Source organism: Sphaerisporangium viridialbum (assembly GCF_049674955.1).
GTDB lineage: Bacteria > Actinomycetota > Actinomycetes > Streptosporangiales > Streptosporangiaceae > Sphaerisporangium > Sphaerisporangium viridialbum.
Map to the genome: position 1 here is coordinate 98,637 of NZ_CP187232.1, position 13,802 is coordinate 112,438.

Below are 13,802 nucleotides of genomic sequence, written 5' to 3' on the forward strand. Positions count from 1 at the left end.
TACCTGGTGCTTTGTCGTGCTTTTTGGGTGTTGATCGGGCGTTGATCAGATGTTGAACGCCAGGCGGAAGGCTGTGGATGTGGGCACGGAGCTTGGGGGGTTCGAGATCCGTGTCGACGTCCGGCCGGTCGTCATCGTAAGGCGGCCGGCCGCCGCGAGGCGCCTCCGGCAAACACCGGGCCCCCTGGCGCCGAGCGGCGGCTAGACGACCGGCCGGGCATCTAGAAGCACTCAAAGCAAGCGCTCATCGGCATTTCCCGAATCACTCATAAATAAAGGATTAATTCCTTAGTCCCCCATCGAACGGGACATGGTGACCATAAGTGATCAACCACGTGTGGATGACGCGATTGGACGACGACCCTTCCTACGGCGTCCGGGAGCTAATCGCTGACCTGGTCGAGCTTCAGGAGGGCGCGCAGGTCCTCGGCCTCGGGGGAGCCGAGGCGGGTGAAGATGTCCAGGGCGCGTTTGAGGCAGTCGCCGCTCCGCCGGACACTGCCCAGCCCGGCGAGGGCCCGCCCTAGCACGGTCAGCGACAACGCCTCACCGTACGGATGACCGATCTCCCTGCTCAGCGTGAGCGCCTGCTCGGCGTGCCGCGCCGCGTCCTGGTAGCGCCCGGCGGCGATGAAGGTCTCGGCCAGCCTGCAGCACACCCGCTGCTCCCACACCTTCTGGTTGCCGGCGCGGAAGAAGTCGAGGCACTCGGCGTGGTGGACGACCGCCTCGGTGAGCCGTCCCACCCGGGAGAGGACGATGCCGAGGTGGTAGCGCGCGCGTGCCGTGCCCGCCCCGCTGCCCAGCTCGGAGAAGATCGCCAGGCCGCGTTCGGCGGCGGCGATCGCCTCCTCGGGGTGGCCGAGCCCGAGATGGTCACGGGCGGAGTAGCTCGCCACGAGCGCCTCTCCGGCGGCGGCGCCGATCTCCCTGTACGCCTTGAGCGCGGAGTCGTACCAGGTCAGAGCCTCTTCGTGCCGCCGCTGCCGCCCGGCGACCACCGCGAGCGCGTTGAAGATCTCGCCGGTGACGATGCGGTCGCCGGTGGTCTCCGACAGCGCCAGGGCGGCGCGGAACTGCTCCTCGGCGTCGCTGAGCCGGTTGGCCCCGAACAGCACCCGCCCGAGGACGTACCTGCAGCGCAGCTCGCTGGACTTGTCGCCGATGGCCTGCGCGGCCGACAGCACCGCGCCCGTACGGCCGGCGAACTCGCGGACGTACGCCCCCGACTCCAGCAGCGGCTCCATGGCGACGAGCAGGTCCGCGGCGGGCAGCAGGGTTTCGTGAGTCGGGACGATCTCGGCCATCTGCCCGATCGCGGCGAACAGCGCCTCGGCCTCGATGGTGAGCCAGGCCACGGCCTCGTCGGCGCCCCCGAAGCTCCGTCCCGTGATGCCCGTGGACACCAGGTGGTCGGAGATCACGCTGCCCTCGTACGCCAGCCGGTGCGCCGCCTGGGCCGACGCCAGGTAGAACCCGAGCAGCCGCCGCAAGGCGAGGGCGCCGGCGCTCGGGTCCTCGCTCACCTCCGCCTGTTTGCGCGCGAAGAGCCGGAGCAGGTCGTGGAAGCGGTAGCGGCCGGGAGCGGGGGCCTCCAGCAGGCTGACGTCGACCAGGGACTCCAGCATGTCCTCGGTCTCGATCGTGCTCAGCGACAGCACCGCCGCGGCGGCCTGCACGGAGATGTCCGGGCCGTTCGGCAGCGAGAGCAACCGGAACGCCCGGGCCTGCCCTGGTTCGAGGTGGCCGTAGCCGAGCGCGAAGGTGGCGTCCACGGCGAGGTGGCCGATGCGCATCTCGTCCAGGCGGCGGCGCTCGTCGGCGAGCCGGGGCGAGAGGGAGGCGACCGTCCACGACGGCCTGGCCGCGAGCCTGGCGGCCACGATGCGGACGGCGAGCGGCAGGAATCCGCATATGGCCACCACGTCCATCGCGGCGGCGCGCTCGACGGCGACGCGCTCGGGACCGGCGACGGCCGAGAACAGGCTCAGGGCCTCCTCGGGCTCCATGACCTCGAGGTCGAGCAGCCGGGCAGAGGGCAGGTCCGCCAGCTTGACGCGGCTCGTGATGATGGCCGCGCAGCCCGCCGTGCCCGGCAGGAGGTGCTCCACCTGCTCGGCGTCGCGGGCGTTGTCGAGCAGGACGATCATGCGCCGTTCGGCGAGCAGCGACCGGAACAGCGCGCCGCGCTCGGACAGCCCGTCGGGGATGACGTCGACGGGGATGCCGAGCGCGCGCAGGAACGCCGCGAGCACGGACTCGGGAGCCGTCGGCTCCTCGCCGTACCCGCGCAGGTCGGCGTAGAGCTGGCCGTCGGGGAACACCTCGTGCACGGAGTGCGCCACGTGCACGGCCAGGGTCGTCTTGCCGACCCCGCCGATGCCCGACACGGCCGCGACCGGCACGCCTTCGCTGCCGCTGACGCTGGTCAGCAGCGTGCGCAGCCGGTTGACGACCTCCCTGCGACCGGTGAAGTCGTTGACGGCGGCGGGGAGCTGCGCCGGGCGGGGCATCTCGTGGAGGACGTCGTGCTCGGCCTTGTCCGTGCCGGCACCGGCCGCCTCGCCCGGCCTGCCCGGGCCCCCGGGCTCCCCTTCGTCCCCGGCGCCCCGGGTGGCCGGCTCTCGGCGTACGGGCTCCGCGCGCGTCCACGCGAGCCGCGGATCGGCGGCGAGGATGCGCTGGTGGAGGGACGCCAGCTCGTGTCCAGGGTCGATGCCGAGTTCTTCGACCAGCGCGTGCCGGGTGTCGGTGAACACGGTGAGCGCGTCCCCCTGCCGGCCGCACCGGTAGTAGGCGAGCATGAGCTGGCCGCGCAGGCGTTCCCTGAGCGGGTGCTCGGCCGTCAGCGAGATCAGCTCGGGGATGACGTCGGCGTGCCGTCCGAGCTCCAGGTCCAGCTCCATCAGGGTCTCGACGACGCCGATGCGGCGCTCGACCAGCCTGCCCCGCTGGCTCTCGGCGTACGGCCCGACGGCGCCGGCGAGCGGCTCGCCCGACCACAGCGCCAGCGCCTCGCGCACGGTCTCGGCGGCGCCCGCCAGGTCGCCCGCCCTGCGCTGCGTCTCGGCGTCGGCGGCGCGGCGCTCGAACACGGCCAGGTCGAGGGTGCCGGGCGCCAGCCGCAGGGCGTAGCCCCGCCCGACCGAGGTGAGCAGCTCGGGGCGCATGCGAGGCGAGCGGTCGGGCTCCAGCACGGCCCGCAGCCTGGAGACGTACGTGCGCAGCGCGCCCAGCGCCCGGGGCGGAGCGTCCTCCCCCCAGACCGCGTCGATCATCTCCATCGGGGTCACCGCACGGCCCTCGCGGAGCAGCAGCATGGCCAGGATGGACCGTTGCAGAGGCGTGCCGAGCTCCACCTCCCGGCCGTCCAGCCACGCCTGGACTGGTCCGAGTACGGCGAAACGAAGGCCAGCCTCAGTGCCTTGACCAGCCATTTTCCTAATACCCCACCCTTAAACACAGTTTTATAGGCAAATGATAGTTCCCCAGATGCTTTCTGCCATATGCGAGTGCCTTGGCGTTAATCCGCGCGTTGATTCCCCGTTGATCTGGCGTTGAACGCAAGACTCCATGCTGAGGCCAGTTGAGCGTGGCCCCTGAGCGGGGGCGGTCACGTAAGACACCGGCCGTCGATGCCGGGTCGGGTGCTCGACCCCGATCCGGCGGGGCCGGCTCAAGCGCCTTGCAGGCGGAGGTAAGGCCGTTGTAAGCGCCCTGCAGGCGATGGGTTCTATCACTTGGACATAAGCCCCGGGCAGCCAGGAATCCGGGGAGCCCCTCATTTCAGGAGAACCATCATGCGCCGCTCGATCCGCAACATGCTCGGTCTCGCCGCCGCCTCCGCCGTCCTCGTCGTCGGAATTCCCGCCATGGCTTCCTCGGCCAGTGCGGCGACCACGACGAAGACCGCGTCCGCCTCCAGTCTCGATTTCGACGACTTCTGGGGCTACGACTACTCCAAGTACTTCAACGGCTCGCGCGCCAAGGCCAAGGGCCACGTCTACGAGGACAACGACGGCAGCTTCCACGTCGAGGGCAAGCTGTACGACAAGAACTCCCCGAACTGGCTCTGCGGCTACGTCCAGGTGAAGTTCGAGAACTCCGACGGCGACGACTCGACGTACTGGGCCAAGAAGTGCGGCTCCAGCGGCTACCGCTACTTCCACTTCTACGAGGACGACGTCGACAACATCCAGGTCCGGGTCTGCTACTACGACAACAGCCACGGCACGAAGAAGTACTGCGGCCGTTGGGACTACATCTACGAGGCCGACGAGCAGTGATCCTCACCGCTGAACCCAAGGACCGATGAAAACAGGGCAGCCCGCCCGGAAGCCGCGAAGGCTACCGGGCGGGCTGTCTGTTCCATGGGTTCATCGAAGGTACGGGGGTCTCACGCCGCTTCAACGAGGCCGAGCCTCGCGTGCATCCGTTCTCGGACCTGCGGCCACTCGGTGCTGAGGATCGAGTAGTAGGCGGTATCTCGGACCGTGTCGTCGGCGCCTCGGCTGTCCGCCCGCCGCACCCCGTCGAGGTGTGCGCCGAGGGCCTCGATGGCGGCCCGGGAACGTACGTTGCGTACGTCTGCCTTCAGGGTGATGCGGTGGACCTGCCAGGTCTCGAAGGCGAGCGAGAGCATGAGGTACTTGCTCTCCCGGTTCACGCTGGTGCCCTGGGCCGATGCGGCCAGCCAGGTGTAACCGATGTCCGCCACGGACGGGACCTCGCCCACCACGCCCCGCGCGCCGGGAGGCCAGGGCAGGGGGCCCTGCCAGTACTCCAGGTGCATGAGACGGGTGGCACCGACGATTCTGTCGGTGTGCAGCCACCGGATGGCGAAGGGCACGGTACGGCCCTCCGCCTGCTCAGCCAGAGCCGCCTCGACGTACGAGGTCATCTCTTCCCGGCCAACGGGAACGCGGGTGAAGGCATACGTGGAGCGGTCTTCACTCGCCGCGGTGACCAGGTCGTCGACCACCGCGTGGCTGAGAGGTTCCAGGCGCACGGAGCGCCCGGACAGGGTGACAAAAGCGGGCATGAGCACATGATGAGGGCTCTCTTGTAGACGCTGCACCAAATCCGATGGAACATCTTGGGGGGCGTCCGGGAGAGCAGTGATCCGAAGCGAGAAACCGCAGGTCAGACGGGTGATATCGACCCTCGCCCGCAGGGGCCGAACGGTAAAGCTTCGGTAATGCAGATCACGGGGTAACAGGGGCGAGCGAGCCGGGCATCCAGGCGGCGAACCGCCTCCTTTCCGTGAACCTCGCGAGGGCCTCTTCCAGGTGCCCGAGAGAGGCCGCCACCCATGGCAGATCGAGCGGCCGCTCGGCGTCCAGCGTGGCGAGCCGCTGCTCCTCGCCCTCGCCGTACAGGAGGCTGGTGGCGACCCGCACGCGGTGGTTCCCTGGCGCGTCGCCGAACGCCGACCCCGGCAGCACGCCCACCCCGTGCTCGTCGAGCAGGGCCGAGGCGAGCTCGGCCGAGGTGGTGAACCGCCGCAGGGGCGCGAGGTCGGGGTAGAGGTAGAACCCGCCCTGCGGGTGCGCCAGGTGGGCGCCCGCCCTCGCGAAACGGTCGGCCACCGCCCGCGCCACGACGCCGTGAAGCCGCCTGCTCGCGGTGACGCGCTCGACCAGCTCGGGCGGCTCGGTGTACGCGTACGCCGCCGCGTGCTGCACCGGGGCGGCCGGGCTCGACCAGATCTCGGAGGCGATGGCGAGCAGGGTGTCACGCAGGGGAACCGACGTGAGCCGTGCCACCCCGATGCGCCACCCGCCGATCGCGAGGCTCTTGCTCAGCCCGCTGGTGATGATGGTGCGCTCGGGCGCGATGTCGGCCGGGCTGAGGAAGGCCTCGCTCTGGTCGTGGACGAGGTCGCGGTAGATCTCGTCCGAGATGATCATCAGGTCCAGGTCCCGGGCGGTCTGCGCGAGACGGGCGACGGTCTCCGGGGTCGCCAGCCTCCCCGTCGGGTTGTCGGGCAGCGTCAGCAGGACCGAGTTGACCGTGCGGCCCTGGGCGCGCGCGTGCAGGACGGCACCCGCCACCTGGTCCGGGTCCGGCGTCCCCCCCTCGCCGGGAGGCGCAGGTACCAGGATCGGGCGGACGCCCGCGAGATCGGCCTGGGCCGCGTAGCTCACCCAGCTCGGCATCGGCAGCACGATGTCGCCGCCGATCGCGAGCAGGAGCGCGTAGAGGAGCGGCTTGCTACCTGGGCCGCAGACGACCAGTTCGGGGTCGGTGGGCAGGCCGCGCCTGGCCCAGTAGCCCGCCGCCGCCTCGCGGAGGCCGAGGGCGCCCGCGACCGGTCCGTAGCCGTTCTCCTGCGAGGCCCCGGCCAGGCGCTCGCGCAGTGCCGGGTGGACGGGAAGGCCGGCCTCGCCGAAGGCCAGGTTCAGAACCCGCTGCCCGGCGCGGCGTCTTCGGGCAATGTCCTCATTAGCCGCCAGAGTGGCAGAAAGCGTGATGTTCACGGTCATAACCTCCTAGTACCGGGGAACGTCCCCAAGCTTGAGCGGGTACACCCATCAGTACAAGCGAGGCTTTTCGTGGGTGACCATAAGGAGAACCGATGCTCGATCTCCGGCGCCTGGCGTTGCTGTGTGAGTTCGCGCGCAGAGGGAGTATCGCCGCGACCGCCGCCTCGCTCGGGTACAGCGCGTCGGCCGTGTCCCAGCAACTCGCGGCCCTGGAACGCGAGACGGGCTCGGTTCTGCTGGACCGTACGTCCCGGAGCGCCGAGCTCACGGACGCGGGGCACCGTCTCGTCGAGCACGCCGAGCGGATCCTCGCCATGGTGGAGACGGCCGAGTCCGACCTGTCCGCCCACGCGGCCACTCCTTCCGGCCGCGTCGTGGTGACCGCCTTCCCGACGGCGGCGGTCGCGTTCGCGCCGGTGCTCGCCAGGTCACTGCGCCGCCACACGTCCCTGTCCCTGCGGCTACGGCAGAGTCGCTCCGGGCGTGGCATGCGAGAGGTGCGGGCGGGCGAGGTCGACATCGCGCTCGTGGACGACTGGTACGGGAGCATCCGCGCGCGGGGCACCGAGGCGTTGCGCGTGATGCCGCTGCTCGTGGACCCGCTCGTGCTGGTCGTGCCACGGCGGCACCGCATGGCCGACCCTTCGGTGCCGGTGGACCTGTGGGCGCTGCGTGACGAGCCGTGGATGGCGACGCCGGACGGCGAGCCCTCCCGCATGGCGGTGGACAGGCTGCTCTCCGAAGTGGGAGGCGCCCACCCGGTGCCGTGGGAGTTCGAGGGCCTCGGGACCATCCTGAGCCTCGTGGCCAAGGGCATCGGCATCGCCGCCGTGCCCGCCCTCGCGCTGGCCGCTGGAGTGCGGGGCGTCGCGGTGCGGGAGTTCCCCGGCAACCCGGTCACCCGCGAGGTGCAGGCCGTGGTCAGGGCGTCGAGCGTGAACCGCCCGTCGGTGGCCGCGACCCTGCGGGCGCTGCACGTGGCGGCGCGCTACCTGGCCGCCGATCTGGCCCCGGTGCGCTTCTCCGCCGATCCGGTGTGAAACGGCGTACGGCTCCCGCCGCGGTGGCCGGCGGGAGCCGTACGGAGTGCTGTGCCGCGGCCGGCGTTAGCAGTCGACCAGCTCGGGCTGCTGGTTGAGGATCTGGGCGCGCGCGGTGACGAACTCCGCGTGCGCCTTCTCGGCCGTCGGGTCGAACACGGCGACGCGGTGGCAGTTCTGGAAGGCGAGCCGCACGCCGAAGTGACGCTCCAGCGCACCGCGCATGGCGTCACTGGCCAGGCACCGCAGGAGCTGGCCGCGCGCGGCCTCGTCCGGCGGTGGCGTGTGGTTGTCCGCGAACTCGGCGCCGCTCTCCTGGCGTTGCCGGACCAGCCCGGTGATCAGGGCCCAGGCGTACGGGAGTGAGTCGCGGACGCAGGCGAGGAACGCCTCGTCGTCGACCTCACCCGCGCGGGCCTGGTCGATGAGCTCGTTCGGAACGGTCAGCGACATGCTTGGTTCTCCTCTCGAGAGGGACGATTTCGACGTTAGGCGTCGTGTGGGCACGACTCCAGGTGGCGTGATGGGGACAGTCGCGTAGGCGCTCGGCGCGTCATCCGGCCGCGACGGTCGGCCGCTCGCCGAAGACGAAGTCGTGGTCGATCTGCTGGAGGAGGTCCTCGCCGGTGGCGCGGTTGGCCCACGCCCGCGCGTTGCGGGTGTGGAACTCGATCGCCTGGCGGCCGAACCTCTCCCAGTCCTTCTTCTGGGCGCGCAGGTGGCTCATGAGCACCGTGAGGGCCTCCCGGTTGGCCGGTTCGAGGTCGTCGAGGGTGAACGCGCGGCCCTGCTCCATGGAGCGGACGGCCGGCGAGTGGTCCAGGCACACCAGCAGGTCGTCGCCGACCTGCTCGCGGAGGAAGGCGACGTCGGTCTCGGAGTGGACCTTGTTGCCGACCACCGCGATCGGCACGTCGAAGTCGCGGGCGTGGTCGCGGTACTGGCGGTAGACGCTCACGCCCTGCCGGGTCGGCTCGGCGACCAGGAAGGTCATGTCGAACCGGGTGAACAGCCCGGAGGCGAAGGAGTCGCCGCCGGCGGTCATGTCGACGATGACGTGCTCTTCGGGCCCGTCGACGAGGTGGTTGAGGAACAGCTCCACCGCGCCGACCTTGGAGTGGTAGCACGCCACACCGAGGTCGTCCTCGCTGAAGGGGCCGGTGACCATCAGCTGGAATCCCTGCACGCTCGTGGCGAACCGCTCCATGAAGAAGGGATCGGTGACGCTCACCAGCCGCGAGCCCCGGCCGGGCGGGGTGGTCTTGACCATGGACGCGGCCGAGGTGACCCGGGGGTTGTCGCCCCGCAGGTACTCCTTGATCTCGCTTATATGGGCGCCCAGCGGGCGGGGCAGCGCCGACGGGCCGAGCCCGAGCACCAGCCCCAGATGCTGGTTGATGTCCGCGTCGATGGCGACCACCTGGCCGCCCTGCCGCGCTGCATACCTGGCGAACAGGGACGAAAGCGTTGTCTTGCCGCTCCCGCCCTTGCCGACGAAGGCAACTCTCATATGTCGGATCCAATCTGATTATGAAAACCATTGCAAGTACCGAGCGCCTCATCATGCCACGCGCCAGGCCCTTCTTCAGCGGTTCATGACCTCGCCGACCTGGTCCTTGTCACGGTTGTCCACAGGAGGCGGCCGTTGGTCACCGTGGACCCCTGAGGTTGAGTAGGGTTCCTGTCGTCCTGCGGCACTTACTGAGGGGTGACAAGGGTGGCGGCCACTTCGACTCCATCGGCGGCCGAAGAGCGCGCCGACGAGAAACTGCGCGCCTGGCTGCTGCACGGCCTGCTCCAGTCCGACCGCAAGTCCGTCGGCCACCACGCCGAGCCGGCGTCCCACGAGCAGCACCGGTGGTGGCAGGTCATGTGCCTCACCGGTGTCGACTACTTCTCGACGCTCGGCTACCAGCCGGGCATCGCCGCGCTGGCCGCCGGGTCGCTCTCGCCCATCGCCACGCTGCTGCTCGTCGCGCTCACCCTGTTCGGCGCCCTGCCGACCTACCGCGCCGTGGCCGCTGAAAGCCCGAACGGCCTGGGCTCGCTCTCCATGCTCGAAGGCTTACTGCCCGGGTGGCGGGGCAAGCTCCTCGTGCTGTTCCTGCTCGGGTTCGTCGCCACGGCGTTCGTCGTCACCATCACCTTGTCCGCGGCCGACGCCACGGCCCACGTCCTGCAGAACCCCTTCGTCCCCGACTTCTTCCAGGGGTGGAAGGTCCCGATCACGCTGCTGCTCATCGCGCTGCTCGGCGTGGTGTTCCTGGGCGGCTTCAGCGAGGCCATCGGCCTGGCCGTGATCCTCGTGGCGATCTATCTGCTGTTCAACGTCGTGGTTGTGGTCACCGCCGTCGTGCAGGCCGTCGCCCACCCGGCCATGGTGGGCGACTGGCAGCACGCGCTCACCACCGAGCATTCGGGGCCGCTCGCGATGATCGGCCTGTCGCTGTTCGTGATGCCGAAGCTCGCGCTCGGCCTGTCGGGGTTCGAGACCGGCGTCGCGGTGATGCCTCTGGTGAAGGGTGATCTGGAGCAGCGCATCAAGGGCGCCAGGCTGCTGCTGACCGTCGCCGCCCTGATCATGAGCGTCTTCCTCATCGCCAGCAGCTTCGCCACCAGCGTGCTCATCCCCGCCGAGGAGTTCAAGGAGGGGGGCAAGGCCAGCGGGCGCGCCCTGGCCTACCTCGCCCACCACTACCTCGGCGACCTGTTCGGCACGGCGTACGACATCAGCACGATCGCCATCCTGTGGTTCGCCGGCGCGTCGGCCATGGCGGGCCTGCTCAACATCGTGCCGCGCTACCTTCCCCGCTACGGCATGGCCCCCGACTGGACCCGGGCCGTGCGTCCCCTGGTGCTGGTGTTCACCGGCATCGCGTTCGCCATCACGATCTTCTTCCACGCGGGCGTCGAGGAGCAGGGCGGGGCGTACGCCACGGGCGTGCTCGCGCTGATCCTCTCGGCGGCGGTCGCGGTCACCCTGTCCTCCTGGCAGCACGGCAGGCGCGGCCGGGCGGCCGGTTTCGGCGTGGTGGCGCTGATCCTCGCCTACACGGCGGTCGCCAACATCATCGAGCGTCCCGACGGCTTGAAGATCGCCTTCCTCTTCGTCATCGCCATCGTCGTCACCTCGATCATCTCCCGGGCCACGCGCTCGACCGAGCTGCGCGTCAGCGCCATCGAGCTGGACGAGAAGGCCAAGAGCCTCATCGAGGTCCCCGGCAAGATCCGCATCATCGCCAATGAGCCCGACGCGCGCGATGAGCGGGAGTACGCCGACAAGGACCACGAGACGCGGCGCAACCACCACCTGCCCGACGACGAGCCCCTGCTCTTCCTTGAGATCACGGTGGGGGACGCCTCAGAGTTCCACTCCGAGCTCTGCGTGGTCGGTGAGGAGCGGCACGGCTACAAGATCCTGCGGGTGCGAGGCGCCACCGTGCCCAACGCGATCGCGGCCGTCCTGCTGCACATCCGCGACGAGACGGGCAAGCTCCCGCACGTCTACTTCCACTGGTCCGAGGGCAACCCGATCGCCGCGCTCCTGCGCTACCTGGTCTTCGGCGGGGGCGACGTCGCGCCTCTCACCCGGGAGGTGCTCCGCCAGGCCGAGCCCGACGACACCCGCCGCCCCCCGGTCCACGTCGGCTGACCGATCTCACCGGGCTGACCGTCTCACGCGGGCGCGTCCGGGTCAGGTGGTGTCGGGGCGTCCGCGTCAGGTGGTGTCGGGGGGAGGAGGTCTTCTGGGGTGGAGATCTGGAAGCCCCAGACATCGGTCACGAGCCCGTTGAAGGCGTCCGCGACGGCCAGGGCCGCCGCCCCGGTGTCGAGCAGGGCGTCGTTCCCCGTCAGGACGACCGTGCCGTCGGAGTCCTCGAAGGGACGCACGTCCACCTGGACCACCTCGGTGGCGTACGGCATGACGGCGCGCACGGCCGAAGGGATCTCGCTCGTGTAGGCGAGAGACACCAGAATGTCCGCTCCGCCGTACATGCGGAAGTTCTCCGCGTACCGATGGACGACGCCGTCGAGGAGCTCGGACGAACCCGCGTCCTCCCAGGCCTGCTTCAGCGACTCGGCCGGGCGCAGGTGGTCTCGCAGCAGCGAGATCATCTCCTCGTGCGACGGCATCTCCCCGAGGTACGCGATCGGACCCAGGTGACCGTCGTCGGCGGGGTCGCTCATCTCACCTCGCGTCATGGCCCAGCCGCCGAGGCGGTAGGCGATGCCCTCCGCCAGCCGCTTGTCGAGACCGTTCACGGGCAGCGGGCCGTCGGCGACGACCCGATGAGCCCAGAGCTGGTCCTCGTCCGTGATCATAAGCTTGCGGAGCTCCGGCTCCACCAGCTCGACGCCGGCCTTGACCTGGATCCCCGTGAGCACGATGTCGTCGCCGTCGGCGTGCGCGCCGGGATCGGCCAGCCGCAGGACCGCCAGCAGTTCCGTCGTGCTCGTCTTGGCGGGCAGCAGAACGGTGGGTCCCGTGCGCAGATGGCCGAGAAGAAGACGCTTCGAGAGCCAGCTCATGCACATCTCCTCGTGATCGAGATACGACCGACCTTAGTAGGAATTCGTCGAGCGGCGATGCCTTGTGGCCCGTCCGTGGGGGCCTATTTCGCGAAGGTCACCGCCGACAGGCAGCGAACCTATCGCGAAGGTCATCTGGGCGTGGTAAGTCCCGGAGGACGGTAGTACTTGAACACGGCGTCCTTGGTGGGGCCGAGGCGTTCCCATTCGGCCGTGGTGGTGACCCAGTCGATGACGCTGATGCGGTCGCCGGTGACGATCATCCGCTGGATCTCGTGGTAGGCCACCCCCTTGACCGCCCATGAGTGGTAACCGGGCCCGGTCCAGGTGCTCTCCCACTCGGCCACGACGTCGCGCTTCGCGGGCACCTTCTGAAGGCGGATCTTCCGGTACTTCCTTACCGACTGGGAAAGGGAGGTCTCGACCTCGCGCAGCAGGTCGAGCGGGTCCCTCCCGCGAGCGTCGATGACCTCCAGGCCCAGGTAGGCCGTGCCCGTGCGGTCCGACCAGGTGAAGTAGTTCTCCCGGATGCCGAGCCGCCAGCCGCGCGGCACCGCCGCCTTCCAGCCCTGGCCCGCCTCGTGCCACTTCAGCCGCAACCGGCTCGGGGTGGGCGAGGGCGCCGCGACCGGCGTCGCGGGCGGGGCCGCGCTCGACGCGGGGGCGTCGAGCGGAGACGCGCCGGCGCCGCGGCCCGCGCTCGCGGTGCCGGTGGGCCGCAGGATTGCCCACCCGCCGATCGCGCCCGCGACGACCACGGCCGCCACCACCCCGGCAAGGAGCTTCGTACGGCTCGCGCCCCGGGTGAGCGCGGGCGAGGGCGTGGGGTCGCCGGGCGACACGATCGCGTCGAGCAGGCGCCGGGCCTCGTCGGCGCTCATCCGCCTGGCGGGATCCTTGGTGAGCAGGCCGGCCAGCACCGGGCGCAGCTCGGCGGGGGCCTTGCTCAGCTCGGCGTCCTGCGTGAGAAGCGAGGCGACCGGGCCCATGGTGCTGTCGAAGGGCGGCCGGCCGACGACCGTGGCGAAGAGCGTCGCGCCGAGCGACCAGAGGTCGGCGGACGGCGCGGCGGGCGCCCCGGCCGCGCGTTCTGGAGCGAGGAAGCCGGGCGATCCGATCGTGCCGCTCCGCTGGGCCAGGGGGTCGCCGAGGGAGGTGGCGATGCCGAAGTCGCTGAGCACCACGCGGCCGTCGTAGCCGATGAGGATGTTGGCCGGTTTCACGTCGCGGTGCACCACTCCGGCGGCGTGCGCGACGGACAGCGCGGTGAGGACCTCGCGCCCGATCGTCGCGGCGCGGGTGACCGAGAGCGGCCCCTCGCTGGCGATCACCCGGTCGAGCGAGCGCGACGGCACGAGCTCCATGATGATCCACGGCCGCCCGTCCTCCTCGGCCACGTCGAAGACGCCGACGATGGTGCGGTGGTTGAGCTTCGCGGCCGTACGGGCCTCGCGGGAGGTCCGCTGGACCATCTGGAGTCGCTGACGGGAGTCGAGCCTGTGCGGGACCAGCACTTCCTTGACCGCCACCGGCCGGTCGAGGAGCGTGTCGTGACCCTCCCAGACCATGCCCATGCCGCCCTGACCGAGTGCTCTCACCAGCCGGTATCGCTTCACCACCAGCTGCCCAGGAGTTCCCATCCGAAAATGCCCCTTCGCGGGCGATAGATAGAGATGTCAGCAGATCGGCAGTCTTCCACAAACGCCGGCTTTGGCGCGCTCCAACCGGAGGGGCCGCGCAAGAGGTA

The 13,802-nt window shown here is 70.2% G+C and carries 10 protein-coding genes; 3 read left to right on the forward strand and 7 right to left on the reverse strand.

The features are described from left to right. Positions 1-383: 383 nt before the first annotated feature. Positions 384-3,359 carry an AfsR/SARP family transcriptional regulator gene (locus ACOZ38_RS00520; protein ID WP_424527868.1) on the reverse strand — a complete coding sequence of 992 codons (2,976 nt, stop codon included), beginning with the start codon at positions 3,357-3,359 and terminating at the stop codon, positions 384-386. A 441-nt stretch (positions 3,360-3,800) separates the two neighbouring features. Here ACOZ38_RS00520 and ACOZ38_RS00525 point away from each other — a divergent pair, with 441 nt between their 5' ends. Beyond that, positions 3,801-4,286: a hypothetical protein gene (locus ACOZ38_RS00525; RefSeq protein WP_424527870.1), complete on the forward strand. Its 486-nt coding sequence runs from the start codon at positions 3,801-3,803 to the stop codon at positions 4,284-4,286. A gap of 110 nt (positions 4,287-4,396) precedes the next feature. On the opposite strand, the gene ACOZ38_RS00530 is transcribed toward ACOZ38_RS00525, so the two are convergent. Then, complete coding sequence (locus ACOZ38_RS00530; RefSeq protein ID WP_405142971.1) at positions 4,397-5,041, reverse strand: GNAT family N-acetyltransferase; 645 nt, start codon at positions 5,039-5,041, stop codon at positions 4,397-4,399. Positions 5,042-5,204: 163 nt separating this feature from the next. Beyond that, positions 5,205-6,479 (reverse strand): pyridoxal phosphate-dependent aminotransferase, encoded by a 1,275-nt coding sequence (locus ACOZ38_RS00535; RefSeq protein ID WP_424536935.1) that lies wholly within the window; start codon positions 6,477-6,479, stop codon positions 5,205-5,207. Between the two features lie 98 nt (positions 6,480-6,577). On the opposite strand from ACOZ38_RS00535, the gene ACOZ38_RS00540 reads away from it, so the two are divergent. Next, positions 6,578-7,525: a LysR family transcriptional regulator gene (locus ACOZ38_RS00540; RefSeq protein WP_424527872.1), complete on the forward strand. Its 948-nt coding sequence runs from the start codon at positions 6,578-6,580 to the stop codon at positions 7,523-7,525. A gap of 66 nt (positions 7,526-7,591) precedes the next feature. Here ACOZ38_RS00540 and ACOZ38_RS00545 read toward each other — a convergent pair whose 3' ends face one another. Both ACOZ38_RS00545 and ACOZ38_RS00550 read right to left on the reverse strand, forming a co-directional pair. Next, entirely contained in the window at positions 7,592-7,978 is a 387-nt protein-coding gene (locus tag ACOZ38_RS00545) for an SCO5389 family protein (RefSeq protein WP_405142974.1), read from the reverse strand. Positions 7,979-8,078: 100 nt separating this feature from the next. Next, a complete protein-coding gene (locus ACOZ38_RS00550; protein WP_424527875.1) occupies positions 8,079-9,035 on the reverse strand; it encodes an ATP-binding protein in 957 nt (318 codons plus the stop codon). A gap of 207 nt (positions 9,036-9,242) precedes the next feature. Between ACOZ38_RS00550 and ACOZ38_RS00555 the strand changes: the two genes are divergently transcribed. Further along, positions 9,243-11,177, forward strand: coding sequence for an amino acid transporter (locus ACOZ38_RS00555; protein ID WP_424527877.1), 1,935 nt, complete (start codon positions 9,243-9,245; stop codon positions 11,175-11,177). Positions 11,178-11,200: 23 nt separating this feature from the next. Here the strand turns inward: ACOZ38_RS00555 and ACOZ38_RS00560 are convergent, their stop codons facing one another. Continuing rightward, positions 11,201-12,055: a hypothetical protein gene (locus ACOZ38_RS00560; protein ID WP_424527879.1), complete on the reverse strand. Its 855-nt coding sequence runs from the start codon at positions 12,053-12,055 to the stop codon at positions 11,201-11,203. Positions 12,056-12,186: 131 nt separating this feature from the next. Further along, the gene (locus tag ACOZ38_RS00565) at positions 12,187-13,695 is read right to left on the reverse strand and encodes a serine/threonine-protein kinase (RefSeq protein WP_424527881.1); all 1,509 of its coding nucleotides are present in this window, start codon (positions 13,693-13,695) and stop codon (positions 12,187-12,189) included. Positions 13,696-13,802 lie beyond the last annotated feature (107 nt).